Origin of the sequence: Brevundimonas sp. SGAir0440 (assembly GCF_005484585.1) — a bacterium.
In the GTDB taxonomy this organism is placed as follows: domain Bacteria; phylum Pseudomonadota; class Alphaproteobacteria; order Caulobacterales; family Caulobacteraceae; genus Brevundimonas.
In genome coordinates this window covers 942,144-968,354 of record NZ_CP039435.1, presented here as the reverse complement: position 1 = coordinate 968,354, position 26,211 = coordinate 942,144, and the positions used below count along the sequence as shown (strand labels likewise).

The 26,211-nt window shown below is 64.9% G+C and carries 19 protein-coding genes and 4 pseudogenes; 13 read left to right on the top strand and 10 right to left on the bottom strand.

All coding sequences use genetic code 11. The features are described from left to right. Window positions 1-120: 120 nt before the first annotated feature. Entirely contained in the window at window positions 121-498 is a 378-nt protein-coding gene (locus E7T10_RS04705) for a response regulator (RefSeq protein ID WP_137720911.1), read from the bottom strand. A 286-nt stretch (window positions 499-784) separates the two neighbouring features. Here E7T10_RS04705 and E7T10_RS04700 point away from each other — a divergent pair, with 286 nt between their 5' ends. After that, complete coding sequence (locus tag E7T10_RS04700; protein ID WP_137720910.1) at window positions 785-4,528, top strand: PAS domain-containing sensor histidine kinase; 3,744 nt, start codon at window positions 785-787, stop codon at window positions 4,526-4,528. A gap of 45 nt (window positions 4,529-4,573) precedes the next feature. Here the strand turns inward: E7T10_RS04700 and E7T10_RS04695 are convergent, their stop codons facing one another. Together E7T10_RS04695 and E7T10_RS04690 are read right to left on the bottom strand one after the other, a co-directional pair. Then, a complete protein-coding gene (locus tag E7T10_RS04695) occupies window positions 4,574-4,879 on the bottom strand; it encodes a hypothetical protein (RefSeq protein WP_137720909.1) in 306 nt (101 codons plus the stop codon). 231 nt (window positions 4,880-5,110) lie between these two features. Then, a complete protein-coding gene (locus E7T10_RS04690; protein ID WP_137720908.1) occupies window positions 5,111-5,287 on the bottom strand; it encodes a DUF3606 domain-containing protein in 177 nt (58 codons plus the stop codon). A 132-nt stretch (window positions 5,288-5,419) separates the two neighbouring features. On the opposite strand from E7T10_RS04690, the gene E7T10_RS04685 reads away from it, so the two are divergent. Together E7T10_RS04685 and E7T10_RS04680 are read left to right on the top strand one after the other, a co-directional pair. Next, the gene (locus tag E7T10_RS04685) at window positions 5,420-6,775 is read left to right on the top strand and encodes an IS1380-like element ISKpn23 family transposase (RefSeq protein WP_003168745.1); all 1,356 of its coding nucleotides are present in this window, start codon (window positions 5,420-5,422) and stop codon (window positions 6,773-6,775) included. Window positions 6,776-7,058: 283 nt separating this feature from the next. Beyond that, window positions 7,059-9,488: a membrane-bound PQQ-dependent dehydrogenase, glucose/quinate/shikimate family gene (locus E7T10_RS04680; protein WP_039247742.1), complete on the top strand. Its 2,430-nt coding sequence runs from the start codon at window positions 7,059-7,061 to the stop codon at window positions 9,486-9,488. Window positions 9,489-9,585: 97 nt separating this feature from the next. Here E7T10_RS04680 and proA read toward each other — a convergent pair. The 6 genes and pseudogenes from proA to E7T10_RS04650 form a co-directional block, all read right to left on the bottom strand. After that, a pseudogene (gene proA, locus E7T10_RS04675) lies at window positions 9,586-9,879 on the bottom strand (gamma-glutamyl-phosphate reductase); the annotation flags it as partial. A 328-nt stretch (window positions 9,880-10,207) separates the two neighbouring features. Beyond that, the gene (locus tag E7T10_RS04670) at window positions 10,208-10,873 is read right to left on the bottom strand and encodes a DUF6766 family protein (RefSeq protein ID WP_137720907.1); all 666 of its coding nucleotides are present in this window, start codon (window positions 10,871-10,873) and stop codon (window positions 10,208-10,210) included. A 35-nt stretch (window positions 10,874-10,908) separates the two neighbouring features. After that, window positions 10,909-11,166 (bottom strand): hypothetical protein, encoded by a 258-nt coding sequence (locus E7T10_RS04665; protein WP_137720906.1) that lies wholly within the window; start codon window positions 11,164-11,166, stop codon window positions 10,909-10,911. A 12-nt stretch (window positions 11,167-11,178) separates the two neighbouring features. Beyond that, window positions 11,179-11,577: a DUF3597 domain-containing protein gene (locus tag E7T10_RS04660; RefSeq protein WP_137720905.1), complete on the bottom strand. Its 399-nt coding sequence runs from the start codon at window positions 11,575-11,577 to the stop codon at window positions 11,179-11,181. Window positions 11,578-11,628: 51 nt separating this feature from the next. Further along, window positions 11,629-12,240 (bottom strand): OmpA family protein, encoded by a 612-nt coding sequence (locus E7T10_RS04655; protein ID WP_137720904.1) that lies wholly within the window; start codon window positions 12,238-12,240, stop codon window positions 11,629-11,631. A gap of 67 nt (window positions 12,241-12,307) precedes the next feature. Beyond that, window positions 12,308-13,792 (bottom strand): mechanosensitive ion channel, encoded by a 1,485-nt coding sequence (locus E7T10_RS04650; RefSeq protein ID WP_246846107.1) that lies wholly within the window; start codon window positions 13,790-13,792, stop codon window positions 12,308-12,310. Between E7T10_RS04650 and E7T10_RS04645 the strand changes: the two are divergent. Beyond that, window positions 13,711-14,297 (top strand): annotated as a pseudogene (locus tag E7T10_RS04645) (DUF892 family protein). The gene E7T10_RS04650 and the pseudogene E7T10_RS04645 sit on opposite strands and share 82 nt — an antisense overlap. A gap of 98 nt (window positions 14,298-14,395) precedes the next feature. On the opposite strand, the gene E7T10_RS04640 reads toward E7T10_RS04645, so the two are convergent. Then, window positions 14,396-14,764 carry a DUF5655 domain-containing protein gene (locus tag E7T10_RS04640; protein WP_137720903.1) on the bottom strand — a complete coding sequence of 123 codons (369 nt, stop codon included), beginning with the start codon at window positions 14,762-14,764 and terminating at the stop codon, window positions 14,396-14,398. A 140-nt stretch (window positions 14,765-14,904) separates the two neighbouring features. Between E7T10_RS04640 and E7T10_RS04635 the strand changes: the two are divergent. The 9 genes and pseudogenes from E7T10_RS04635 to E7T10_RS04595 form a co-directional block, all read left to right on the top strand. Beyond that, window positions 14,905-15,206, top strand: a pseudogene (locus E7T10_RS04635) (transposase); the annotation flags it as partial. An 11-nt stretch (window positions 15,207-15,217) separates the two neighbouring features. Further along, a pseudogene (locus E7T10_RS04630) lies at window positions 15,218-15,677 on the top strand (transposase); the annotation flags it as partial. A gap of 356 nt (window positions 15,678-16,033) precedes the next feature. After that, on the top strand, window positions 16,034-17,074 hold the full coding sequence (locus tag E7T10_RS04625) for an alpha/beta hydrolase (RefSeq protein ID WP_017504311.1): 1,041 nt from the start codon (window positions 16,034-16,036) through the stop codon (window positions 17,072-17,074). A gap of 410 nt (window positions 17,075-17,484) precedes the next feature. Next, complete coding sequence (locus tag E7T10_RS04620; protein WP_017504310.1) at window positions 17,485-18,186, top strand: TetR/AcrR family transcriptional regulator; 702 nt, start codon at window positions 17,485-17,487, stop codon at window positions 18,184-18,186. Continuing rightward, on the top strand, window positions 18,173-19,756 hold the full coding sequence (locus E7T10_RS04615) for an NAD(P)/FAD-dependent oxidoreductase (protein WP_017504309.1): 1,584 nt from the start codon (window positions 18,173-18,175) through the stop codon (window positions 19,754-19,756). The genes E7T10_RS04620 and E7T10_RS04615 overlap by 14 nt, the downstream gene beginning before the upstream one ends. Before the next feature lie 441 nt (window positions 19,757-20,197). Beyond that, window positions 20,198-23,629, top strand: a complete 3,432-nt coding sequence (locus tag E7T10_RS04610) for a response regulator (protein ID WP_168189888.1) — start codon at window positions 20,198-20,200, stop codon at window positions 23,627-23,629. Continuing rightward, the gene (locus E7T10_RS04605) at window positions 23,626-24,465 is read left to right on the top strand and encodes a protein-glutamate O-methyltransferase CheR (protein ID WP_246846106.1); all 840 of its coding nucleotides are present in this window, start codon (window positions 23,626-23,628) and stop codon (window positions 24,463-24,465) included. Before E7T10_RS04610 ends, E7T10_RS04605 begins: the two co-directional genes overlap by 4 nt. After that, a complete protein-coding gene (locus E7T10_RS04600; RefSeq protein WP_017504306.1) occupies window positions 24,462-25,031 on the top strand; it encodes a chemotaxis protein CheB in 570 nt (189 codons plus the stop codon). Before E7T10_RS04605 ends, E7T10_RS04600 begins: the two co-directional genes overlap by 4 nt. After that, on the top strand, window positions 25,028-26,167 hold the full coding sequence (locus E7T10_RS04595; RefSeq protein WP_017504305.1) for a hybrid sensor histidine kinase/response regulator: 1,140 nt from the start codon (window positions 25,028-25,030) through the stop codon (window positions 26,165-26,167). The genes E7T10_RS04600 and E7T10_RS04595 overlap by 4 nt, the downstream gene beginning before the upstream one ends. Window positions 26,168-26,211 lie beyond the last annotated feature (44 nt).

Sequence of the window (26,211 nt, the reverse complement as noted above, 5' to 3'; positions counted from 1 at the left end):
TCGAGGCCGTATACGTCCGGCTGGCGAGCTACCGGGATGTCGCAGGTGGAGCGAAGCCGGCTGATCCAGTTGCACGACAGCACCGCGCAGATGGTCGTAACGAGATGTTGGAGCCCACGATCACACGCGCGCCAGGGGAAGCTCCAATACGAGGTCAGTTATCACGTCCAAATGATAGGGCTTGGGTACGAACTGTCCGTCGTCGGGAATATCGACTGGGGCAGGTTGTTCCCGCCCCGACGTGATGATCAGACGAACGTCGGGTCGTCGATCATGGACCGCGCCCGCGAGGGCGAGCCCATCCTGTCCACCTGGCATATTGATGTCGGTGAAAAGTACCGAGATGTCGGGGTGCTCTTCCAATACTGCGAGCGCTTCCTTCGCGTCACCCGCCTCGTAAGCCTCGCAACCGAGATCTCTAAATGCTTCGATAGCATTCATTCGCAGAATGGGTTCGTCATCGACGACAAGGACGACATGGCGGGCAGCGACGGTCATGCGCTACTCAACCATGACGCCACGCCACCGTTCCAACTGGCCGTGATTTAACCGTCTGCTTTCGTGGCTCTTTTGCGGTCACAGATTTCTCTGAACCCAAAGGCATTTTATGCGTTTGGAGCGCGTAGCGTCCCGGGGGACGTCCGGATTCCTGATGATCTCTGACCGCCTGCCGACCAGCCCAGCGCCTAGCTTTCTCCGTGATGGCGGCGAGGTCGGAGCGCTGGTCGCAGCGTACGACTGGTCCACTACGCCGCTTGGACCTATTGGGTCCTGGCCATCCCATATGACCGCCGCCCTTGGCTTTATTCTCAGGTCCCATGTACCGATCGTCAGCCTCTGGGGCGAGGTCGGCACAATGATCTACAACGACGCCTACTCGGTGTTCGCCGGTGGGCGGCATCCAGGCCAATTGGGCCTGGGGGTGCGGGACGGTTGGCCTGAAGTGGCCGAGTTCAACGACAATGTCATGAAGGTCGTGCTGGCGGGAGGGACACTCGCCTACAAAGACCAGGAGTTGACGCTGAACCGGCATGGCGCGCCGGAGCAGGTCTGGATGGACCTGGACTACTCGCCGGCGCTCGATGACCGCGGCGTTCCGTGCGGCGTCATCGCGATCGTGACCGAAACGACGGAGAGAGTTCGGGCCGAGCGATGGCTTCAAGGAGAACAAGATCGTCTGCGCCGCATGTTCCAGCAGGCGCCGAGTTTCATCGCCCTGCTCGCCGGACCGGAACATCGGATTGAGCTGGCCAATCCCGGCTTCATGCGCCTCATCGGCGAGCGGGAGGTTGTCGGACGGACCATCGCCGAGGCGTTACCCGATGCGGTCGAACAGGGCTACTTGGAGCTGCTGAACCGCGTGTTCAACACGGGAGAAGCCTTCGCCGCCAACGGGGCCAAATATGCGGTTCAGGCGAACCCAGAGGAACCGGCCGACGAACGCTATGTCGACTTCGTCTATCAACCGCTGAAGGATCAGGCGGGAGAAACCGTCGGGATCTTCGTCGAAGGATCCGACGTCACTGAACGGACCCTCGTCGAGAACCAGATGAAAGCGGGCGAGGCGCGCAGTCGCCAGATCCTCGACAGCGCCACGGACTACGCGATCATCGCCAGCGACCTCGAAGGCAAGGTCACGCGTTGGAACCGGGGGGCCGAGAATATCCTTGGCTGGACCGAGGCTGACATGCTCGGCAAGCCGGCGACCCTCTTCTTCACGCCCGAGGACAGAGAGGCGGGTGTTCCGGAAGCTGAAATGCAGGGGGCCTTGAAAGACGGATCAGTGGCTGACGAGCGTTGGCACATGCGCAAGTCGGGCGACCGTTTTTGGGCCATGGGTCAGATGACCCCTCTACTGGATGAGCAGAGAGCGGTCGCAGGCTTCGTCAAGGTGCTGCGTGATCGGACCGACGAGCACATGGCGGCCCAGGCGCTCGCCCGCACGGCTGACCAGTTGGACCGCGCCCAAGAGGCGGGCGGCGTCGGTGTCTTCACGCTGGACCTAGCGACCAACTTGATCACGGGCTCGACGGCTTTCTGCCGCATCTTCGGACTTGAGGTCTGCGACAGTGTTCCAGCCAGCGAGATCGAAACGCTCATCGTGCCGGAGGATGCGGGCAAGGCCTCGAACGAGGCCCGGCGCTCGGCGGGCGACGCGGATCGGACCGTGGAATACCGCGTCCGGCGCGCAGACACGGGCGAGGAACGCGTTCTGTCCCGGCGAGCGGAGTTTGAACGGGACGATGCGGGCCGACCCACGGCTATGGTGGGCGTCATCCAGGACGTCACCGAGCAGCGTCGGGTCCAGGCGGCGCTCGAGCAGAGTGAAGCGCAATTCCGGTCGCTGGCGCAGGGCCTTCCGAACCAGATTTGGACGGCACAGCCGGATGGCGGGCTTGATTGGTTCAATCGCCAGGTCGTCGCATATAGCGGACGCAACGAACGTGATCTGGTCGGCGAAGGTTGGGGCGAGATCGTTCATTCGGAGGATTTGACCGCGGCGGCGGCCCGGTGGGGACATTCCGTCGCAACGGGCGAGATTTACGAAGCCGAGTTCCGAATCCGCCGGGCCGACGGCGACTATCGCTGGCACCTGGTGCGCGCGCTGCCGATCCGAGGCGCGGACGGCCTGATCAGCCATTGGGTCGGAAGCAACACCGATATCCATGACCAGAAGAGCGTGGAGGCGGCGAACGCTCGCGATCGTGACAGGCTTTGGACCATGTCCCAGGACCTCATGTTGGTCTGCGACTTTGAGGGCATCATCACCGCCGTTAACCCCTCGGCGACGCGGCTGCTTGGCTGGGAAGTCGGTGAAATGGCCGGCCGATCACTGGCCGAATTCACCCATCCCGACGATCTAGCGAGCACCGCCCAGGAAGTCGGCAAGCTGGAACAGGGTGCCACGACCCTGGCCTTCGAGAACCGCTATCGCTGCAGGGACGGGACCTACCGTCTGCTCGATTGGACCGCAGTCCCCGACGCCGGGCGCATCCACGCGGTCGGGCGCGACATCACCGAGGAGCGGGCGATCGCTCGCGACCAGGAGCGGATCTGGTCGGTCTCGCCAGTGCTGAAGGTGGTTGCATCAGGGTCCGGCGAGATCTTGAAGGTCAATCCCGCCTGGAGTTCATGCTTAGGCTGGTCGACGGCTCGAACCGTTCAACATCGGTTCGATGAGTTCCTAAGCGGCGATGAGGCATCCAGAACAACATTGCTCAATGACATCGTCGGCCCGACGCCGCCGAGCGAGCGTCAGGTCGACATGCGGGCCGCCGACGACGCGGTGAGACAGGTGGTCTGGAACTTCGTCCGTGACACGAACACGATCTATGGATTTGGACGCGATGTGACGGAGCAGCGCGCGACCGAAGACGCGCTGCGGCAGAGCCAGAAGATGGAGGCCGTCGGCCAGCTCACTGGCGGTATTGCCCACGACTTCAACAACCTGCTGCAGGGCATCACGGGCAGCCTCGACCTCGTTCAGAAACGCATCGGCGAAGGGCGGATAAGCGAGATCGACCGCTTTATGACCGGCGCGATGACCTCGGCCAATCGCGCGGCGGCGCTGACACACCGCCTGCTCGCCTTCTCGCGGCGCCAGCCCCTCGCTCCCCGTGCCGTCCGCGCCAACCCTCTGGTCGCGTCGATGGAGGATCTGATCCGGCGCACCATGGGCGAGCGGATCGAGCTAGAGCTCGCCCTGGCCGGCGGCCTGTGGCTTACGCAATGCGATCCCAACCAACTTGAAAGCGCGATTCTCAACCTCGTCATCAACGCCCGGGACGCCATGCCGGACGGCGGCCGCCTGACAATCGAGACCTGCAACGCCCACCTGGATTCCATCTACGCCGCCAGCCAGCGCGATGTGCGACCCGGACAGTATGTCTGCATCTGCGTGACCGACACAGGCACGGGCATGGACGCTCGCACGATCGCCAAGGCGTTCGATCCCTTCTTCACCACCAAGCCTATTGGTCAGGGAACCGGCCTCGGTCTGTCGATGATCTACGGGTTCGCGCGCCAGTCCGAGGGCTACGCCAAAATCTACAGCGAGATCGGCAAGGGGACGACGATCAAGCTCTATCTGCCGCGCCATATCGGCGAGGCCGAGGAGCACGACGGACCCCTCTCTCTCAGCGACGCACACGGCGCCGAGGAAGGGGAAACCGTCCTGGTCGTCGAGGACGAGGACGTCGTGCGCGGACTGATCGTCTCCGTTTTGGAGGACCTCGGATACCGTACGTTGGAAGCCTCCGACGGACCCAAAGGACTCGAAATCCTTCAGTCGAAACGGCGCATCGATCTACTGATTACAGACATCGGCCTCCCCGGGCTTAACGGACGACAGGTGGCTGACGCCGGCCGCGAACTTCGCGCCAACCTCAAAGTCCTGTTCATGACCGGCTACGCCGAGAACGCGGCTTTGGCCTCCGGATTCCTGGAGCATGGGATGACCATGATCACCAAGCCGTTCGCGATGGAGGCGTTGGCGACGCGCATACGCGATATCTTGGGAGACGATTGAGCCGCGGCGGCTTCACGGTTGCGGACAATCATGGCCGCCTGCAGGTCAACCGGTCCGAGCGGTCTCGAGGAGGGTCAGGGCCATTGCCGGGGTGGCCGCCGTTAGATGTCGCCGCCCGGGGAACAAGCCATCCATGACCTTGGCCCAAAGCGGAAATCCAGGATCCTGGGTGATAAAGATCGTCATCGCGGCAGGCGCAGGCTCTCCGGCCAATGCCAATGAAAAGGCGCTGGCCACACGACTGACATCCTCCTGGCCCGCCTCGCCGCTGGCGTTTCGGATGTCATGAACCCAGTCCCAACTCGCGAACTCAGGCCGCGCCCCGACCAACGAGATGATGAGATCGCTCACGGCGGACCCTCGCGCTGTGGGCGGCGGGGTGACGAACACGCGTCTACGAACCGCATCGACTGAATGCTCGATGGCCATTGGCCAACCGTCAGCGCCGGTTCCGCCCTAGCATCGGCAATCCGAGCAAGATGGGCAGGAAGAAGAAAGCGAACTTGCCCCCGGTCGCCCACCAGATAGCGAGACTCAGGAGCAACCCGGCAATGGCCACCATCAGAGTCGTTTGCAGGCGCATCAGGCCTTGAGCTCCCGTTCGACGTCGTCGGCCTTGTTTCCAACTTTGCGAACCGCCTTACGCAAGGCGGCCTGGGTCACGCCAAACTTCTTAGCCCAGTCCTGGACTTCATACTCCTCGGTCAGGCTGATCAATTCACGATCCTGATCGCCTGACTTGCTCTTATCGTCACTCACAATTTGTCTCCCCGCGCCTATTCAATAGGACGCTTAAGCCCACATTCCCCAAGTAAATCGCTGATTTTGCTGTCAGGATCTCAATATTTCCGATATAAATCATGGTGTTGATGGCCGTGAGGGGCGCGTTTGATGGATCACCCAGAGGGTGCGGGTTCGAAGCGGGCAGATCGGGTCGAGTTCGACCGCCGGGTGCATGTGGAGTTCCGAGGTGCGCAGCTCAGTTCCGACGGCGGCCTGCTGGTGATGCGCGAGTTGGATGACGCGCTCGGGCTGTCCGATCTGGCGGCAAAAGCATTGCGCGACACCCGGCGCGGCAAGAACACGGTCCACCGGCTTGACGGGTTGTTCCGGCAATCGGTGTTCGGGCGACTGGCCGGATACGAGGATGTGAACGACGCCGACCGCCTGGCCCTCGATCCGGTGATGCGCCAGGTCGTGGGTGGAAGGGCTGTCGATGCGCAAGCGGCCTCGGCCTCGCAGATGGGACGGTTCGAGACCGAGACACTGGCACAGCCCGAGAACCGTGCCGCGCTGGCCGACCTGAATGGCCAATGGATCGACCGGTTCCATGACCGTAACGGGCTGAAGTACATCGTTCTGGACATGGACAGTTCGGTCAGCCCCACCCATGGCGATCAGGAGGGCGCGGCCTGGAACGGGCATTTCGACTGCACCTGCTATCACCCGAACTTTTTGTTCAACCAGTTCGGCATGCTGGAGCGCTGCGCCTTGCGCCATGGCAACGTCCACAGCGCCGATGGCTGGCGGGACGTTCTCGACCCCGTCATCGCCCGCTACGCGGAGCGCGACCTTTGCGGCCGGTTCTTCCGGGCTGACGCCGCCTACGCGATCCCCGCGATCTATGAGCGGCTGGAAGAAGCCCGATTCTTCTACGCCATCCGGCTGCCTGCGAACAACGTCCTGCGCGAGAAGATCGCGCATCGGCTGACGCGCCCTGTCGGGCGACCTTCGCTGACCAAGGTCAAGCGCTTCTACGAAGACTTCGAGTATCAGGCGGCATCCTGGGACAAGGAACGCCGGGTGATCGCCAAGATCGAATGGCATCCGGGCGAACTGTTCCCGCGTGTCGGCTTCATCGTCACCAACCTGCCGATGGAGCCCGACTGGGTGGTGCGGTTCTATAACCAGCGCGGCACCGCCGAGCAGCACATCAAGGAAGGTAAATATGCCTTCCACTGGACGCGGCTGTCATGCCGGAAGTTCCGCGACAATGAGGTGCGACTGCAACTGCATGCGCTGGCCTACAACCTGGCCATCTTCTTGCGCTGCATCGAGTTGCCCGAGACGATGGCCGACTGGTCGTTGACCAGCCTGCAACTGAAGCTGATCAAGATCGGGGCACGTGTCGTCCGCCATGCCCGCGCCATCACCTTCCAGCTGGCCGAGGTGGCCGTCACCGGTCCGATGGTCCGCGCCATCCTCGCCGCCATCCGCCGATTGCGAGCGCCTCCGCTATGCGCATGACCGCCATCCACGCCCAAACTGAACGAAAACGGCAGGATGGGTCTGTCCGCTGCGCTGAAAAACACCGCCACCAGGGCACAACACGGCGGCTTCGCGGGCCGATCTGCCCTGTCTCAGCGCCTTGCGCCCCCGACGACGCCGCTCGGGACGGAAAATGATTGTCCTGCGGTCGGATTCAGGCGAAACTCACGTCAGACGGCATGCCACTTGGGGAATGTATGTTTGGAACTCCGCCTCTGAGACAGCGTTGCCGTTCCTTGATCCGCAGTTTCAGGGGGCTCTCATGCCACGATGGACAACGCCAACCCGTCTGGGAGGCTGGCTGACCCTGCTTCTCGGCGTCCTGCTGGCCGTGATCGGTCTGATCCTGACCGTCGGCGGGGTGCAGTTGGCCGCTCTGGGCGGCTCCTGGTACTATGTCCTGGCTGGCCTGGCGCTTATCGCCTCGGGCGTGTTGCTGGTGCTGCGCGACGTGCGTGGGGCGTGGATATACGCCGCGACCTTCTTGGCGACGCTGATCTGGGCCTTCTGGGAAAAGGGCTTGAACGGTTGGGCCCTGGTGCCGCGCCTGGTCGGGCCGCTGGTGCTGATGTTCTTGGTCATCGCGACCCTGCCGGCGCTGCGGCGCGGCGCGGGGCGGCTGGCCGCCGGATCGGCGGCCGGTCTGGCGGTTCTGACCCTGATCTTCGGCGTCGTCATCGCCCAGGCCAACAAGGCGCAGATCGACCACCCGGTGCCCGGCGCGCGCGGAAGCTACAACGATCCCGCCCTGCTGAAGACGGGCGCGGACTGGCCCGCCTGGGGCGGCACCGACAGCGCGCAGCGCTATACGCCGCTGACCCAGATCAACAAGGACAACGTCGGCCGCCTGGAACGCGCCTGGACCTTCCGCACCGGCGACCTGCCCGGCGAGCGGTGGGGGGCGGAGACCACGCCGCTGAAGATCGGCGACACCGTTTATCTGTGCTCGGCCCGAAACAAGCTGTTCGCCCTGGATGCCAATACGGGCCAGCAGAAGTGGACCTATGATCCGCAGGTCGCCGACGACCAGATTCCCTACACGGCCGCCTGCCGCGGCGTGGCCTATCATGCCCGGGCGAACGCCAATCCGGCCGAACCCTGCGCGGTCAAGATCATCGAAGGCACCCTGGACGGCCGCATCATCGCCGTGGACGCCCGCACCGGGCGTCCGTGCCCGGCCTTCGGCCAGAACGGCGCGGTCAGCATCAAGGTCGGCATGGGCGACCCCTATCCCGGCATGGTGTCGATCACCTCGGCGCCCGTCATCGTGCGTGGCGTTATCGTCACGGGCCACCAGGTTCTGGACGGCCAGAAGCGGTGGAACGCCTCGGGCGTGATCCAGGGCTTCGACGTCGAGACGGGCGAACTGCGCTTCGCCTGGGACATGATGCGTCCGGACCGCAACGGCCTGCCGCCGGAGGGCGAGACCTATACGCCCGGCACCCCCAACATGTGGACGACGGCCTCTGTCGACGAGAATCTGGGTCTGGTCTATCTGCCGATGGGCAACTCCTCGGCCGACTACTGGTCCAGTTCGCGCCGCCCGCTGGAGAAGCAGTATTCGACCTCCATCGTCGCCCTGGACGTGACGACGGGCAAACCGCGCTGGCACTACCAGACCGTCCACAACGACGTGTGGGACTTCGACCACGGCTCGCAGGCGACGCTGATCGACTTCCCGACGGCGGCGGGCGTGGTACCGGCGCTGCTGGTGCCGACCAAGCAAGGCGACATGTACGTCTTCAACCGCGCCACCGGACAACTGCTGCACCGGGTCGAGGAACGGCCGGTGCCGACCACCGGCGGGACCGAACAGGGCCAGCGTTCGCCGACCCAGCCGTTCTCGCTGTTCGCCACCTTGCGCAAGCCGAACCTGGTCGAGGCCGACATGTGGGGCATGTCCCCGATCGACCAGATGTTCTGCCGCATCAACTTCAAGAAGGCGAACTATCAAGGCTATTACACCCCGCCCTCGACCAACCACTACATCAACTATCCGGGCTATAACGGCGGCTCGGACTGGGGCGGCGTGGCGGTCGATCCCGTGCGCGGCGTGATCGTGGCCAACTACAACGACATGCCCAACTACAACCGGCTGGTGCCGCGCGCCGAGGCCAATGCAAAGGGCTGGTTCCCGCGCGACGACCCGCGCTACATCGCCCAGCAGAAGGAAGCGGCCGAACGCGGCGGCAGCCTGTCCAAGGGCGAAGGCGCCGGCGACCCGCAGATCGGCGTGCCCTACGCCATCGACGTCAACGCCGGCTGGCGCGTGAAGTGGACGGGCCTGTTGTGCAAGGAGCCGCCCTATGGCGGGATCACCGCCATCGACATGCGTACCGGCCAGACCCTGTGGGACCGTCCGTTCGGCACGGCGCGCAAGAACGGCCCGTGGGGCATCCCCTCGATGCTTCCGCTGGAGATCGGCACGCCCAACAACGGCGGCGCGGTGGTGACGGCCAGCGGCCTGATCTTCATCGCCGCGGCGACCGACGACCTGATCCGCGCCATCGACATCGAGACCGGCAAGACCGTCTGGTCCGACGTCCTGCCCGCGGGCGGCCAGGCCAACCCCATGATCTACGAGCAGAACGGCCGCGAATACCTGGTCATCATGGCCGGCGGCCATCACTTCATGGAGACGCCGGAAGGCGACTATGTGATCGCCTATGCTCTGCCCGAGGGCAGAGCATAGGATTGCTCTGCGGGCCCATCGCGCTTCGCGCGGCTTGAGGCCCGGATGAGGTGAACGGCGAGGAGCCGGAGGCGGAGACGTCTCCGGCTTCCTGCTGTCACGGCCGGATCTGGCCCTGGCCGCGGACGACGTATTTGTAGGTGGTCAGCTGCTCGGCGCCGACGGGGCCGCGGGCGTGCAGGCGGTTGGTGGAGATGCCGATCTCGCCGCCGAAGCCGAACTCACCGCCGTCGGCGAACTGGGTGGAGGCGTTGACCAGGACGATGGCGCTGTCGACCTGGGCGGCGAAACGCTCGGCCGCCTCGGCGTCGGCGGTGACGATAGCCTCGGTGTGGCCCGAGCCGTAGCGGGCGATGTGGTGCACAGCGGAATCGACAAGAGCCGAGCTGATCGTCAAACCTGCAATAGACTGATCGAAAGCTCCGCGCTCCGCCTTGAGGCGTCCGTCTAGGATAGTGACGAGGGCAAGATTGGCATCCTGAACCGCCTCTCCAGTGTCGGCATTTATCACGGCCATGATTGGGTCGGCGTATACCCCGAACCGCTCGGTGGCGGCTGTGTGAACAAGGGAGAAGTCCGCACGCGGCATATGCAGATTAAGCCGAAGTGTTGGTTTCTCCGTCCTGGACCCGACAGGCGCGTGGCAGCCGTTCTAGCCGGGGCCGAGCCATAACTCATAAGGAGCCGAGCAGCGACCTCGGCCCTATCCAGCAGAGAGACTAACCGGTGCCGGTCTTTGAATGTGGCGCGGACACGGGCTTTGATTCCGGAGAGCCGCGCTCGCGCAGGAAGATGCTGAGAACCACCAGGACGGCTGTCGAGAGGAATTCGCTTTGCCAGTTCTGGAAGCTCTCGAACCAAAACCCCGCCTCGCCGAGATGGGCCAGCAAACCGGACGCCTCCTCCCCATGCGCGGCCGCTTGTTCGGCGGCGTCGCGGGCGCTGTTCAGGAAGTGGAGTGCGAACGAGGCCAGAAACAGCGCGAACAGCGTCAGTCCCAAGGAATGGGCGTAGATCGTCCGTACCAGCCCGCCCGCTCGAACGGCCCACGGCGCGTCCGCGCGAGCGGCATCGAGAGCGGGGTCTCGGTCCTGCGGGTTTTCGGCGTCCAGATCCTTCGACTCTGGAGAGCCGCGTTGCATGAGGTAGGCCGTCAGAACGACGTAGGTGGACATTTGCAGAAACTCGCTCTCCCAGTTTTCGAAGAGCGAGGAGAGGAAGGCGCCGCTCCCGAGGTAGGCGACCATGTGCAGTGCCGGCTCCCCGTGCTGGGCGCGGTCCGCACTCTCGCTCGTTAGGCCGGTGAGCGCCTGACCGGCCAGACAGGCAACGAACAGGAGCCCCAGCACTAGGGTCAGGCCGTTGTCTCGCAAGAAGCGCTTCACACTGACACCCTCTGTACCGCGCCCAGTCCGAGGCGCTATTGTCGCTCCGATCTCGACGCGCCCAATAGGCGGACCATCCTCGCCATCATCAAATCCGTCAGCATCTCAGCCGCGCGGGCGGTGACTGGCGAGCCCGCCTGACCGAAATAGCGGATCGATGCATCAAGGCGATCATCGCTCAGGCCGTCGATGGCCGCCTTGATATCCGTCCATTTGGATTGCCCAGGCGAAGGCTCTTCCACATCCAGGTGGCGAGCGAGCAGGAGAATCGCAGCAGTGTGTTGAGCCGACATCGACCTGTTCGATTAGTCTCGCAGGCTGGCCGGAACCTGGCCGCCATTCTCCGCAAGCTTTCGCCAGACCGCTTTGGACAGGGCGATGTTCTGTTCCGCCGAGCCATGAGCGCCAGCGTGCACGCCCAACTCTTCGGCGAGGTCCTTGCGGGCGTCGAGGCTGGAATCCAGGTCGAGCAGCTTGAGCAGATCGACGATCGATGTCCGCCAGTTTCCGCCGCCGCCCTTCATCTCGGCCATTTGGGAGAGTATCTGGTCCACATCGACCGGTTGAGGCGTGAAGGGAGTGGCGGGCGCCGCAGGAACGGGCTGTGCCGAGACTGGGGTGCTCGTGGGCGCTTGGGCCTGAGGCGTCGTCGGACGCGCCTTATGGCCGGTGATCTTGTCCCAAATTTTTCCGAAAAAGCTCATGACATCTCCTCTGAAGGTGGATGGCCCGGGCGCTAGCCCCGGCCTGTGCGGTTAGCGCTGGACGACGACCAGTTCCGTGCGGCGGTTTTCAGCCAGTCCTCCGGCGGTGGCGTTGCTGTCGACGGGATTGGTTTCCCCGCCTGAAAGCGCCTCGATCCGGCGGGCATCCACGCCGGCTGCCGTCAGGGCGGAACGGACGATGTCGGCCCGGGCCTGGGCGAGGGTTCGGTTCGCGGCGTCGGAGCCGCGCGCGTCCGCATAGCCGTACAAGCGGATCTTGGCATTCGGGTAGCGGCTCAGAACAGCGGCGACGGCCGCGATCTCGGGACGATCCTGGGGCCGAATGGTGCTGCTGCCGGTGTCGAAGTTGACGCGCTCGAACGCGAAAGTGCGCGGGGCGGCGTCCGAGCCAGCGAGGTAGGCGTCCAGCCCCGAAACCCCAACGGAAGCATTTGTGGCGGGCATGACCGGCGCCTCGGTCGTCGGAGCTACGGCGGCGTCGTCAGTCGTTGCGGGATCCATGGCGGCGCGGTCGTCGCCACAGCGGGTCAGCATGAGTAGCAGCAGCAGGAGCACGACGGCTCCGATGATCCAGGGGAGGTATTTGCGCCAGGCCGGGGCCACTGGGGTCAGGCGAGGGTCGCGATCGCGGTTATCGGTCATATCGAACTCGTCGTTAAATGGGGAAAAGAATGCGGCCGGCGATCTCGTCGATCGTCGGCCGCGGGTCTCACTGAGGCGGGGTCTTCGTGACCTTGTCGGCCCACGTCTGGGCCACCTTGCTGGCGGCGTCGCGCCCGCCGAGCCCGAAGGCTAGCGCTGCCGCCACCGCAGCCGCCCCCAGGATCAGGCCGAAGGCGAGAAGGACGATATCGTCGGCGATGCCCATGAAGCGCAGGCCCATGGCCGTCGCCAATGCGATCGTGGCCCAACGCACCAGGGTGGAGGCGAAGCCATCGGCGCCGCCAGTACCCTTGTCGATCAGGTTGGCGAGGACACCGCCGATCAGCACGCCGGCGGTGATGATGATCCCGCCGACGATGACGTGTCCGGCCAGGGCCAGGATTTCCTGCAGCGTCACGGCGATCGTGCCGAATTGCAGAAGCTTGGCGGCCTCGACCGCCGTGAAGGCGACGATCGCCGCCATTGCGATCTTGCCCACGATGCTGGACGGCGTCATCGGCTTGGGCACATCACTACCTAGAGCCATTGCGGTGGCCGGTGTCACGTCACCGGCATAGGGAGCCGTGGTCGGCTTCGGCGCGGCCGGCGCCTGAGTCGTGGCGGTCAGAGCCGTCAGGCTCGAGATGCTGCGATCGAACCCAGTCGCCGGCAGGATGCGTTCGATCAGCTGGGCGACCCAGCGACCGATGAACCAACCCACCGCCAAAACGATGGCAGCGGCGAGAACATGCGGGATCGCAGCCAAGACAGTCGACAGCACGGCAACCGCCGGAACCGTCAATGACTCGATGCCCAGCTGCTCCAGCGCCGCGATCGTGATGGGGATCAGAATCAGGACGAACACCAGGGTGCCGATCGCGGTGCTGACGCCAGTCGAGCCCGTCGCCTTGGTCAGGCCGGCCTTCTCAAGCCAGCGATCCGCGTTGGCGGCCTGCAGTGCAGCCTCGACGACTCGCTTGGCCAAAGTCGCGACTACAAACCCAATGAAGAAGATCAGGACCGCGCCGAGGACGCTCGGCACGAAGGACGCGACCTGCGTGAGCAGTGAGTTCAGGGGCGCGACGACCTGGCCCAGGTTCAGGACGCCGAGGGCGGCGACGACACCGAACAAGAGGATTAGCCAAAAGGCGACATCTCCCAGGCTGGCGCCGATCGAGTGCTTCGGGTTGTCACTGGTGCTCGCCTTGGCGGCGCCAGGAATACGATTGATCCCCTTCGCCAGGGCCCATTTCACGGCCTTGCCGATAAACCAAGCCGCGATGAGGATCAGCACAGCGCCGATCACCTTGGGCGCCCACTCATAGAGCAGCGCGTCCCATCCGATGAACTCGTAGTTTGTCGTTTGCATACAGCCCTCAGTCCTGACGCTGATCGCGTGGGTTTCCAGCGGGCCTAACAAGATCGAGCCTATTCTTGTTCCGGCGCTAACGGGAGGATTCGCCGGAACGGATGGTTGGCTCATCGCTAACGGGGCCGAAGCGGCTTTCCGGACGTCCGCACGACATCCAATCAACTCAACCAGCAGAAACATCTATGTCGACGCCAGAAGATCTGAAAGGCCTCTACACTGACGAGCTGAAAGACCTGTGGTCCGCCAACGACCAGATGCAGCGCGTGCTGAAGAAGATCGCCCCGAAAACCTCTGATCCTTCGCTTAAGGAAATGCTCGGCAAATCGGTTGAAGGCATTTCAAAGCATACCGAGCTGCTGAAGGAGCTGCTCGCCGGGCAGGACGAGAAAGTCTCCAAAGAACACTTCAGAGGCATGGAAGGCCTAGTCGCCGAAGCCACGAAGCATGTCATCGAAGAGGGTCCGGAGAAAGGTCCCGTGTTGACGCCATCATCATCGCGCAATATCAGCGGATGTCCCACTATGGCATCGCGGGCTTCGGGACAGCAGCGGCCTTCGCGGCGGGCTCGGGTCTCAAGGCCGACGACAAAAAGCTGAAGGCCGCGACCAAGGACATCTACGAGAGCGATCAGTACATGACCAAGCTGGCGGAGCTGACGGTCAACCTAAAGGCCAAGGACGCTTGAAAAAGATTGGGCGGGCTTCACCGGTCCGCCATCACGTCCGGCTGGAGCTTGCGTCTGGCGCGCTCTAACCATTCGGCGAGGCCAGCTACAATATGGCCTCAACCCGCCGCATCGAATGCCTCCTTCATGGCCGACACGACTTCTTGGTCCACGTCATGCGCTGACGAGACCCGGACTGCGTGCTGACACATGCCCCCGGGCTTTTGCGCAACGATGCGTTCGCTCGTGACCTCCGCTTTCAAGTTGATGCCGATCTCGATGCTGTTGGCGCTTTTAGGGCCAACCATCGCGAACTGCTTTTTCCGGCGGAGAGCGGCGGAGCCCTTCTTGGGTGCGATCTCGAATTCGCCGAACGACTCCCCCGCCGCCATTACAGCCTCGTGGCACGGGCGGAGGTGAGCCTTCTTTCCCGAGTAAATCTCGTCCAGCGGATCAAGGCTTCCGTCGATGGACGCTGCGGGCGTCAAGGCATCCGTAGCCAAACCATTGGCGCTGCCATATCCCAGGTGACTTGCCCCTGAGAATTTCCTCCAAGCTTGCACCGAAGATGCACCATCAAACTCCGGGATCAAACACCTAGAGTCCGGCCCTTGAACGGACGGATGGAATGAAGCGAGCAAGATTCACAGAAGAGCAGATCATTGGGATTCTGCGGCAGAACGAGGCGGGTGCGAAGGCGGGCGAGTTGGCGCGCAAGCACGGGGTATCCGAGGGCACGATCTACGCCTGTAAGGCCAAGTTCGAGGGGATGAGCGTGTCGGACGCCCAACGGCCTCGGGCGCTGGAGGACGAGAACGGCAAGCTGAAGCGCCTGCTGGCCGACGCCATGCTGGACAAGGCGGCGCTAAACGACCTGCTTTCAAAAAAATGGTAAGGCCCGTCGCGCAACGCAAAGGCGTCGCTCGGATCGACTACAGGTCCTGGCGGCCCAGATCCATCAACTCGAACGCCGATTGTTGGCCTGGCATCGCCAGGACCAGATCAGCCAGAGGCTCGCTACCATTCCCGGCGTCGGGATCATCAGCGCCACGGCCCTGTCGGCCAGCATCACCGATCCCTCCCTGTTCCGGTCCGGCCGGGAGTTCGCCGCCTTCCTGGGCCTGGTTCCCCGACAGAACTCTTCCGGCGGCAAGGATCGGCGGGGCCGCATCTCCAGGATGGGCGACGGCTATCTGCGCAAGCTGCTGGTGGTAGGAGCGACCTCGGTCATCCGGCGCGTCCGAACCGGAGCCTCCCTGGCCTCGGCCGATAGGGTTCGCTCCCTGCTCGAACACAAACCCGCCCGCGTGGTCACCGTGGCCATGGCCACCAAGACCGTCCGCATCGCCCTGAGCGGTCATGACCCAAGGAGACGTCTACAGGCCGCCCATTGCGGTCTGAATGAGATCGCGGCGGCCACAAGGTCGTCGCCCCAAGCTGCAGAGGGACGAATGGGAATGACGGTGACGATCTGAACGCGGCCGCAAGCCGGGAAAACCCGAGGTGCTGTCGGAGCTTTGTGCTCGCTTGCCTGAAAGGGACCCGATCCGCGGACTCCATCAGGGCCAGCGGTCATCCACACTGCGTCAACAGGCCGGCCAGATGACCGCACCCCGCAGATCACCCCCTCAAACTCAAAATTACTTCTTGCAGATCAGGGGCTGTCCGCAGGTGACGGCATCAATCTGTGAGATCGCAGGATCCGCTGCCCAGTCGAGCTTGCTCAAGGTCTTTGCCATCACACCAGCGCCGATTATGTGGTCACCTTCCTGTTCTGGGCCATCGGCTACGTGTGTGGAATTTGTCCGGCTGGTGCTATTGAGAGACGCGATGCTAAAGACTCCGCAGTGCGCCGACTGGCGGGCAAACCGATGACGAGTTTACGAGCGAAACTCCTGCTCGCAATCCTCCGTCTCGTGAACGCGCGAAAGGCGTTCACTGACGGCGAAAACTTCCTTGCAGATGCGCTGGAGAAGCAGAAGAACGGACCGGCGCTGCCTGGCCGGCGTCTGCGGCGCAAGTTCCTGATCCGGGACAAACAGATCGCGGGGGTGCGAAGCTTTATAGTGCAGCCGCGCGAGAACGCGTCGGCGCACCGGATCCTCTATCTTCATGGAGGCGCCTATGCGTGGGACCTGATTTCCCTGCACTGGACGATCATCGAAGACCTCATCGCGCTCACGGGGGCCAGCGTCACCGTTCCGATCTATCCGCTGACACCGACGACAGGCTGGGAAGCCGCGCATGATGCGGTCAGGCGCGTCTATGGCCATCTGGTGGATAAGAGCGCCGCCGGCACGATTACCATCATGGGCGATTCCGCAGGCGGCGGTCTCGCACTAGCGGTAACGATGGCCCTGCGCGACGATGCACGCCCGATGCCGGGCTCGTTGGTGCTATTTTCTCCCTGGCTCGACGTGACCCTGTCCGATCCGGAACAACGCGCGCTGGCTCCCCGAGATCCAATCCTCGCGCCGCCGGGACTGTTGGCGGCGGGAAGGGCCTATGCGAATGGTGTGTCCCCGCAGGATTCGCGCGTCAGCCCCCTGTTCGGTTCCTTCGACGGCCTGCCGCCCGTCGCCATTCTATCCGGCACACGCGATCTCCTAAATAGCGACGCTCGCCGTGTCGCGCGCCGCGCGCCAGGGGTCGTGCAGATGTTCGAGTATCCGGATATGCCCCATGTCTGGGTCGGCTTGCCCATTCCCGAGGCACATCAGGCCCTGCAGCAGGCCGCAAACTTCGTTAAGTTGAATACAGTCACTTCACACCGATTATACTCTGCGGCGAGTGAATAGGCGATTTCGACAGAGATTTTATATCGTCGGCTGCTATATCCTGACTTTTTATCCCGCCTCGGCTTTGCTCTGTCCGGGTTGCCAGCGGTGCGCTTCGCCTTGCCCAGGGCGGCCGCCGGGCGACATGCTTTGCCTTCCAGGACAGGCCATGTTGCACCTTCGGTTCAACACGTCGAACGAGAATGGAATTGTCGCGGCGGGGCCGCTCGGGCGGGCGAGCATGCCGCCACACCGGTGTGGTCGCTAACTTGACCTACTGGCCTGGCGTACATGTTGGTACTGCATCGGTCGCATAGGTTGCAGGGTCCAACTTATTGTCCGTGGTGGTCACCTGTTCTGGGGCCGGCGGAGGTCTAAAGGCTCTAGGAGCCTAAAACGGAACGCTTTCGGACCGTTTGCGTTAACAACCCATGATGAAGGCGGCGACCAACGATCTCGTGCTGCAACCGCGCCCTGCCCAAGGCGGTCGTCCGCCCCATGAGATTGCCGCCAAGCTTGAGACCCACATCCTGAGCATCGCGCTGCAACTCATGTGTGCGAACGATCTGGAAAGCGTCACGATCGACGCCGTGGCCCGGGCCGCCCACGTGTCCAAGCGCACTCTCTATGCGCGCTTTCCGACGCGACAGGCCCTGTTTCTGGCTGTGTTGAACCACGCTGTGGAACCCCGCTTGGCGCCGCTGCGTCGGCCGCTGCCGGATGAGGACTGGCGCAGCGGACTCGCCTCTCTGCTCTCTGAGATGCTCGAGGTCTCGGCAGGAGCCGAACTGCGGGCCATCGAGCGCCTGTTGCTGTGGGCGCGCGATCACGACCCCGATCTGGTGCGATCCATGTTCGCCCGTTCGAGCGGTCAGCCCGTGCGTGTCATCGCCGCGATCCTCGGCGGGGCGGCGGACCGTCATGAGTTGGAGGCGCCCGACATCGAGCGCATCGCCACTATTCTGTTTGAAGCCGCCGTCGTCGGCCCGCGTCGGCGGATGTTGTTCGGCGTCGACCCCCACGAGACCGCAGAGGACCGTCGCCGCCATGTGGCGGCGGTGGTCGAGCTTTTCCTCGGGGCCGCCTCGGCTCCTTCGCCTTTCCAACAGGAGTGTTCCGATGCCAACCTATGATGTCGCTGTCGTCGGCGCGGGCCATAACGCCCTGGTCAGCGCCTGCTATCTTGCCAAGGCGGGCAAGAAGGTGGCGGTGCTGGAACGCAGGCCGGTGATCGGCGGCGCGGCCTGCACCGAGGAAATGTTCGGCGGCTACAAGGTCGATATAGGCTCCTCGATCCATGTGCTTTTCCCGACCACGGGCATCATGGAGGACCTTGGTCTCGCCGAGCACGGTCTTGAATACATTGAGTTGGACCCATGGGGCTTTTACCCCATTCGGGGCACGGACAAGGCCATCACCTTCTACCGTAGCCTGGACAAGACCTGCGACAGCATTGCGGCGATCAATCCGCGCGACGCCGAAACCTATCGCGAGTTCATGACCACCTGGGCCGACGTCCAGCGGCTGATATGGCCGGCGATGTCGGCGCCGCCCCAGATGGGACAGACGATCGCCTCTGTGATCAAGGCGGCCTTCTCCCGACCTGGGGCGGTGCGCACCGCGCTCAAGGCCGACGACCTCGTGCGCCAGGTTCTGATCGATTCCACCCGGCTGCTTGAGGAACTGTTCGAGAGTGAGGAATTGAAGGCCGCCCTGGTCTGGCTGGGGGCGCAGAATGGCCCACATCCGGACGCGGCCTCCAGCGCCACCATCCTGGGCCACTACGGCATGATCCACGAGGACGGCGCCTATCGCGCCATCGGCGGCTCGGGCATGGTCTCGGTCGCCCTGGGCCGCGCCTTCGAAGCCATGGGAGGGACGATCCTGACCAATGCGGAGGTGGAAAAGGTTTCGAGCCTCTCCTCGACGGACGGCGCCCGCTTCGAGGTCCGCGCCGGCGACCAGACGGTTCAGGCCAAGACCGTCCTGTTTGGATGCCACGTCCAGACCGCCTTGTTGAAGCTGCTTGATCGCGATCTGGTCGAGCCGAACCTGGTGCGCCGGCTCGAGGCGCTGAAGGTGATGAACGGGTCGGGCTTCATGGTGCGCCAGGCGGTTTCGGAATTGCCGGCGTATGCGGGCCAGGCGCTCAACACCCGTGGGGTGGGCGAATGCCATCACGGCATGCAGTTGCTGTGTCCCACCGTCGACACCCTCACGCGATCGATGAACCTGGGCCGTGTTGGCCGCACGCCCGACTATCCGCCGGTGATGCAGATGAGCTTCACCGCCGTTGATCCGACCCTGGCGCCCGAGGGCAAGCACCTGCTCTACAGTTGGTCCTCCTATCATCCCTACCATCTCGACGGTGAGAACTGGGATGACATCGCCGAGCGCGAAGCCGACAAAATCTGGGACGTGGTCTGCGAATACACCCCCAACATGAAGGGCAAGCTGATCGATCGCTACATCCAGTCGCCGCTGGAGATCGAGCGCCGGATCGGCCTCGTCCAGGGCGACGTCACCCATCTGGAAATGAGCATGGACCAGATGTTCGGTTTCCGACCCCTGCCAGACCTGGCCGGTTATAAGACAACGATCGACGGCGTCTATCTGACCGGCGCCAGTACCCATCCGGGCGGCGGCGTCTGGGGCGCCAGCGGACGCAGCGCGGCCAAGGTCATGCTCAAGGATCTCCGATGAAGGTCGCCAAGACGAGCTGACGACGTCCTATCTCGGTCCCTCGGCACCTCGCATCGCACTTCGGTTCCGCAGTTGCTCAGCGAACAGGATGCCGGTGTCCGTAGGATCGTACACGTCTTGTAAGGCAAAAGCCTCTTGCAGATTTTTTGGAATCCACCAGGCGACTCGTCTGTCGGCCCCACCAACCTGTTGCGTGACGGCGAACTTGCTGGCGCGGTCGATCGGGACGAGCAGATAGAGCGTGCCTTTCGGCGGTCTGCGCCTCGGCGATATTCAGACCCTTAACACACGAGCCACGCTAAACTGGTCAGGCAAGCGGTGCGTGGCGTCGGCTCGTCGATCCGCCTGATGATTGACACGCCGCCTCGCCGTCAGTTTGAGCTTTGCGGGAGCAGATCGAGCCGGTAGGCAGGCTCGCCTCTCTTCACGCCGAGATCGCCCATGCACCTTCTCAAGTCCCGTGAGATGTTCGCTCGCTCCAAGGTCGAGCTTTGGGCCGGCGCGGGCCTGGCCGTGGTCCTAGCGTTCTTCCTGATCAGCGGCGTCATCGCCTACGCCAACATTCAGGACCTGCGCTCGAACAATCAGAGAGTCGTCCACACCCACTCCGTCCTGATCGGCGCCGACGATCTGCTGAGCGCGGTCCAAGACGCCGAGACGGGGCAACGCGGCTACATCCTGACCGGCGACGAGCGCTATCTGGAGCCCTACGACCGCGCCATGGCCGTCGTGGACGAGCGTTTGGACAGTCTGGCGGAGCTGACCCGAGCCAATCCGCGCCAGCAAGCCAATATCGCGCAGCTGCGCCGCAACGTCGCCGCCAAGACGGACGAACTGCGCGAGACGGTGGCGCTGCGCCGTAACAAGGGGTTCGCGCCCGCGCTGGCCGTCGTCGCGACCGATCGGGGCAAGACGGAGATGGAGGCCATCCGGGAGCGGGTCGCCGCGGTGCGGGCCGAGGGTCTGCGGCAGCGGCAGGACTGGCTTGCGCAGATGGAGGTCGCGTATCGAACGGCCGTCCTGAGCGGGATCCTGTCGGCGCTGCTGGGCGGCGTCCTGACCGTGAGCGTCTTTCTGCTGATTCGCCGCAGCGCCCGCGCGCGGGCGCGGCAGGATTGGCTGCGATCGGGCCAGGTCGGTCTGGCCGAGGCCGTCAGCGGCGACCTGACGCTGGAACAGCTGGCCGACAATGTCCTGGCCTTCCTGTCGCGTTACGTCGGCTCGCAGGCGGCGGTGCTGTTCGCCGGCCAGGGCGACCGCTTCCAGCGGGCCGGCGCGCTCGGCGTTCCCGCCGACGCGCCGACGCCGGAGACCTTCCGCCTCAAGGAAGGGTTGCTCGGCCAGGTCGCGGCCGACGGCCGTCCGGTGCTGCTGTCCGAGGTGCCGGAAGGCTATCTGACCATCGGTTCGGCCCTGGGCCGCGACACCCCGCGGCACCTGCTCATCGCCCCGGCCCGCGTCGACGGGTCGGTCAACGGCGTGATCGAACTCGGCTTCCTTCATCCGCCGGGCGCCCTCGTGAGGGAACTGCTTGAGGCGGCCGCCGACGCGGTCGGCGTGGCGCTGCGGTCCGCACGCTATCGCTCGGAGCTGCAGGACGCGCTGGAGGAAACCCAGCGCCAGGCCGAGGAGTTGCAGGTGCAGAGCGAGGAGCTGCGCGTCTCCAACGAGGAGCTGGAGGAGCAGGGCCGGGCGCTGAAGGAATCCCAGGTCCGCCTCGAACAGCAGCAGGTCGAACTCGAACAGACCAACAGCCAGCTCGAGGAGCAGGCCCAGACCCTCGAGACGCAGCGCGACGACCTGGAGAAGGTCGGCGCCGACCTGGCGCGTCAGGCCCGGGACCTGGAGCAGGCCAGCCAGTACAAGTCGGACTTCCTCGCCAATATGTCGCATGAGCTGCGCACGCCGCTGAACTCGCTGCTGATTCTGGCCAAGCTGCTGGGCGACAACGCCGACGGCAATCTGACGGAGGACCAGGTGCGGTTCGCCCGCACGATCCAGGCCTCGGGCGACGATCTGCTGACGCTGATCAACGACATTCTGGACCTGTCCAAGATCGAGGCCGGTCACGTCCAGGTGCGCGCCGAGGGCGTCTCCGTCGAGCGCGTGGCCGCCGACCTTCGCCAGCTGTTTCAGCCGGTGGCGGAAACACGCGGCCTGGCGTTCGCCGTCGAGGTCGACGAGGCCGTGCCGGAAATCGTGGAGACCGACCGGCAGCGGCTGGAGCAGATCCTCAAGAACCTGCTGTCGAACGCCTTCAAATTCACCGAGACAGGCGGCGTACGCCTCTCCATCCGGCCCGACGGCGACGGCGTGGCCTTCGCGGTGAAGGACACGGGTATCGGCATCTCGCGTGACCAGCACGCGAGCGTGTTCGAGGCCTTCCAGCAAGCGGACGGCACCATCAGCCGCCGCTATGGAGGCACGGGTCTGGGCCTGTCGATCTCTCGGGAGCTGGCGCGGTTGCTCGGCGGCGCCATCGCGCTCGAGAGCAAGCCCGGCGAGGGCAGCACCTTCACCCTGACGACGCCTCGGATGTACGACCCTGACGCCGTGGCCGCGCGTCCCGTCCCTGCCAAGGCGCCCTCTGCAGGCGAGGAGCCGTCGCCGACCTTGTCGCCTGCCGCGACGCGCCCGGCCATGCCGCGGGCCATCGAGGACGACCGCGAGCGGATCGCGGGCGCGCGGCGCCTGCTGCTGGTGATCGAGGACGACGACCGTTTCGCCGCCATCGTCCGCGACCTTGCGCGGGAGCTGGGCTTCCAGTGCCTGGTGGCGAGCACCGCCGAGGAGGCGCTGGCGCTGGCGCGACGTCACGGCCCCAGCGCCATCGTCCTCGACATCGGCCTGCCGGATCAGTCCGGACTGACGGTGCTCGACAGCCTCAAGCGCGACGACCGTACGCGGCACATTCCGATCCACATCGTTTCGGCCGACGATCACAGCCAGACCGCCCTCGCCTTGGGCGCGCGCGGCTATACGATGAAGCCGGTCCGGCGCGAGGACTTGGCCGAGGTGCTGACAGACCTGGAGGAGACCCTGGCGCGCACCGTCCGCCGGGTCCTGGTGGTCGAGGATGATCCGGTCCAGCGCGACGCGGTAGAACGGCTGCTGGGCTCGAGCCAGGTCGAGATCGTCGGCGTCGGCACCGCGGCGGAATGCCTGGAGGCTCTAGCGCGTCAGACTTTCGACTGCATGGTGCTGGACCTGACCCTGCCGGACGCCTCGGGGTTCTCTCTGCTGGAGACCCTGAGCCAGGACGGCGACCGCGCCTTCCCGCCGGTGATCGTCTACACCGGCCGGGACCTGTCGCCCGAGCACGAGCAGCAGCTGCGGCGCTATTCCAGTTCCATCATCATCAAGGGGGCCAGGTCGCCGGAACGGCTGCTCGACGAGGTGTCGCTGTTCCTGCACCAGGTGGTGTCGGACCTGCCGCCCGAGCAGCAGCGGATGATCCAGAAGGCGCGCAACCGCGACGCCGTGCTGGAAGGTCGTCGCATCCTCGTCGTCGAGGACGATGTGCGCAACATCTACTCCCTGACGCAGGTGCTGGAGCCCCGGGGCGCCGTGGTGGAGATCGCCCGAAACGGCCAGGAGGCGATCGACGCCCTGGCCGCGGCCGAGGCCGATCCGGCCTTGGCCATCGACCTGGTGCTGATGGACGTGATGATGCCGGTGATGGACGGCCTCACGGCGACGACGAAGATCCGCGCCGACGCGCGCTGGGCCCAGTTGCCGATCCTGATGCTGACCGCCAAGGCCATGCCGGACGATCAGGCGCGTTGCCTGGACGCCGGCGCCAACGACTACATGGCCAAGCCGATCGACGTGGACAAGCTGCTGTCGCTGGTGCGCGTGTGGATGCCCCGGTGAGCCCCCTGCCCGCGCCCGACAGCGTCGAGGACCTCGAGATCGCGCTGCTGCTGGAGGGCCTCTTCCAGCGCTATCACTACGACTTCCGCCGCTATGCGCGAGCCTCGATCAAGCGCCGCCTGGTCCAGGCCCGCGAGCAGATGGGCTATCCCACGCTGTCGGCGTTGCAGGACGCGGTACTGCATAATCCCGGCATGTTGCCGCGCCTGCTCGGCTATCTGACGGTGCAGGTCAGCGAAATGTTTCGCGATCCGTCCTACTTCCGGGCGCTGCGCGAGACGGTGCTGCCGCACCTGCGCACCTATCCGTCCCTGAAGGTCTGGGTGGCCGGCTGCAGCCATGGGGAGGAGGTCTATTCGCTGGCCATCCTGTTCCGCGAGGAGGGGCTCTACGATCGCACCCTCTTTTATGCGACCGACATCAATCCCGAGGCGCTGCGCATCGCGGAGGCCGGCGTCTATCCGCTCGACCGGATGCGGACCTTCACCGAGAACCACCAGAAGTCCGGCGGGCGCTCGTCGCTGTCGGACTACTACACCGCCGACTACGGCCGGGCGGTGTTCGACAAGAGCCTGCGGAGCCGGGTCGTCTTCTCCGACCACAGCCTGGTGACCGACGCCGTCTTCGCCGAGATGCAGCTGATCTCCTGCCGCAATGTCATGATCTATTTCGACCGGGCGCTGCAGGACCGGGCGATCGGCCTGTTTCGCGACGCCCTGCCCCGCAACGGCTTCCTCGGCCTGGGGGCGAAGGAAAGCCTGCGCTTCTCCGCCCACGCCGACGCCTTCGGCGAGTTCGTGCGCGAGGAGAAGATCTACAGGAAGCGCGCGGCATGACGACGAACGAGACACGCGCCGTCGTCATCGGCGCCTCGGCCGGGGCGGTCCAGGCCCTGCTGAAGATCCTGCCCGCCCTGCCGGCGGAGTTTCCGGCGCCGGTGTTGGTGGCGGTGCATGTCCCGGCCGACCGGGACAACGTCCTCGCGCCTCTGCTGCAGTCGCGCTGCCGCGTTCGCGTCAAGGAGGCCGAAGACAAGGAGCCGGCCGCGGCCGGCGTGGTCTATTTCGCGCCCTCGGACTATCACCTGCTGGTCGAACGCGACGGAAGCCTGGCCCTGTCGTCGGACGAGCTGGTCAACTATTCCCGCCCGTCGATCGACGTGTTGTTCGAGAGCGCGGCCGACGCCTATGGCGCGGGTCTGACCGGGGTGATCCTGACCGGCGCCAACACCGACGGCGCCGCGGGGTTGCAGGCCGTGGCGACGGCGGGCGGTGAAACGATCGTCGAGGATCCGAGACAGGCCTACGCCTCGACCATGCCCGAGGCCGCCCTGGCCGCCTGCCCCGCCCGGGTCCTCGATCTCGACGCCATCGCCGACCACCTTGCACGGATGCCCGGATGACCCAGACCGACGATCCCATCCCCGTCCTCCTGGTGGACGATCTGCAGGAAAATCTGCTCGCGCTCGAGGCCCTGCTTCGGCGCGACGGCCTGACGTTCCTCAAGGCCCGCACCGGCGACGAGGCGCTGGAACTGCTGCTCGCGCATGACGTCGCCCTGGCGTTGCTCGACGTGCAGATGCCCGGCATGGACGGCTTCCAACTGGCCGAATACATGCGGGGATCGACGCGGACGCGCCACGTGCCCATCATCTTCGTCACGGCGGGCAGCGCGGACCACCAGCGACGCTTCCGCGGCTATGAGGCCGGGGCGGTGGACTTCATTCAGAAGCCGATCGAAGCCGACATCCTGAGCAGCAAGGCCGAGGTCTTCTTCGACCTCTTCGATCAGCGCCGCCAGATGTTGCGCCAGCGCGACGAACTCGAAGCCTACGCCGCCCAGTTGAGGGCGGCCGACCGCCGCAAGGACGAGTTCCTGGCCGTCCTGGGCCATGAGCTGCGCAATCCTCTGATGGCGCTGAGGGCCGGGCTGCAACTTCTGGAGCGCGAGGCGGACGGGTCCAAGGCCGGGGTGATCCGCGAACGGATGGGCACCCAGGTGCTGCATCTGTCGCGCCTGATCGAGGATTTGCTCGACGTGTCGCGCATCGACCAAGGCAAGATCGCCCTGCGTCTGGAACGCGTGTCGCTGCAGGCCGTGCTGGAGTCGGCGATCGACACAAGCCGTCCGAAGATCGACGCCGGGCTGCATGCGCTGACCGTGGAGCTGCCGGACGAGCCGGCGTGGATCGCGGGGGACTTCACGCGACTGTCGCAGGTCGTCAGCAACCTTCTGACCAACGCCGCCAAATACACCCCCGCCGGTGGCGAACTCCGGCTGTCGGCGGGACTGGAGGCCGACTTCGTCCAGATCGAGGTCGAGGACAATGGCGTGGGCGTCCCACCCGAGATGCAGGAGAGAATCTTCGCCCTCTACACCCAGGTTCCAGGCCCCGACACGCGGTCGTCCGAGGGGCTCGGCATCGGCTTGGCCCTGGTCAAACAGCTGGTGGAGCTGCACCGGGGCTCCATCGCCGTCTCCAGCGAGGGCGAGGACCAAGGCAGCCGCTTCACCGTGCGCCTCCCTCGTTCGGTCTGAGGCGCGCCACGCCGAACACCATCGGCCAACCCGTACCGAGTCCA

What these genes read in the sequence shown, in the direction of transcription:
- E7T10_RS04600 (WP_017504306.1), top strand. Translation starts at nt 24,462, where the DNA reads ATGACGACGAACGAGACACGCGCCGTCGTCATCGGCGCCTCGGCCGGG.
- E7T10_RS04660 (WP_137720905.1), bottom strand. Translation starts at nt 11,577, where the DNA reads ATGAGCTTTTTCGGAAAAATTTGGGACAAGATCACCGGCCATAAGGCG.
- E7T10_RS04650 (WP_246846107.1), bottom strand. Translation starts at nt 13,792, where the DNA reads ATGTTTCTGCTGGTTGAGTTGATTGGATGTCGTGCGGACGTCCGGAAA.
- E7T10_RS04705 (WP_137720911.1), bottom strand. Translation starts at nt 498, where the DNA reads ATGACCGTCGCTGCCCGCCATGTCGTCCTTGTCGTCGATGACGAACCC.
- E7T10_RS04655 (WP_137720904.1), bottom strand. Translation starts at nt 12,240, where the DNA reads ATGACCGATAACCGCGATCGCGACCCTCGCCTGACCCCAGTGGCCCCG.
- E7T10_RS04700 (WP_137720910.1), top strand. Translation starts at nt 785, where the DNA reads ATGACCGCCGCCCTTGGCTTTATTCTCAGGTCCCATGTACCGATCGTC.
- E7T10_RS04620 (WP_017504310.1), top strand. Translation starts at nt 17,485, where the DNA reads ATGATGAAGGCGGCGACCAACGATCTCGTGCTGCAACCGCGCCCTGCC.
- E7T10_RS04680 (WP_039247742.1), top strand. Translation starts at nt 7,059, where the DNA reads ATGCCACGATGGACAACGCCAACCCGTCTGGGAGGCTGGCTGACCCTG.
- E7T10_RS04615 (WP_017504309.1), top strand. Translation starts at nt 18,173, where the DNA reads ATGCCAACCTATGATGTCGCTGTCGTCGGCGCGGGCCATAACGCCCTG.
- E7T10_RS04665 (WP_137720906.1), bottom strand. Translation starts at nt 11,166, where the DNA reads ATGTCGGCTCAACACACTGCTGCGATTCTCCTGCTCGCTCGCCACCTG.
- E7T10_RS04595 (WP_017504305.1), top strand. Translation starts at nt 25,028, where the DNA reads ATGACCCAGACCGACGATCCCATCCCCGTCCTCCTGGTGGACGATCTG.
- E7T10_RS04610 (WP_168189888.1), top strand. Translation starts at nt 20,198, where the DNA reads ATGCACCTTCTCAAGTCCCGTGAGATGTTCGCTCGCTCCAAGGTCGAG.
- E7T10_RS04685 (WP_003168745.1), top strand. Translation starts at nt 5,420, where the DNA reads ATGGATCACCCAGAGGGTGCGGGTTCGAAGCGGGCAGATCGGGTCGAG.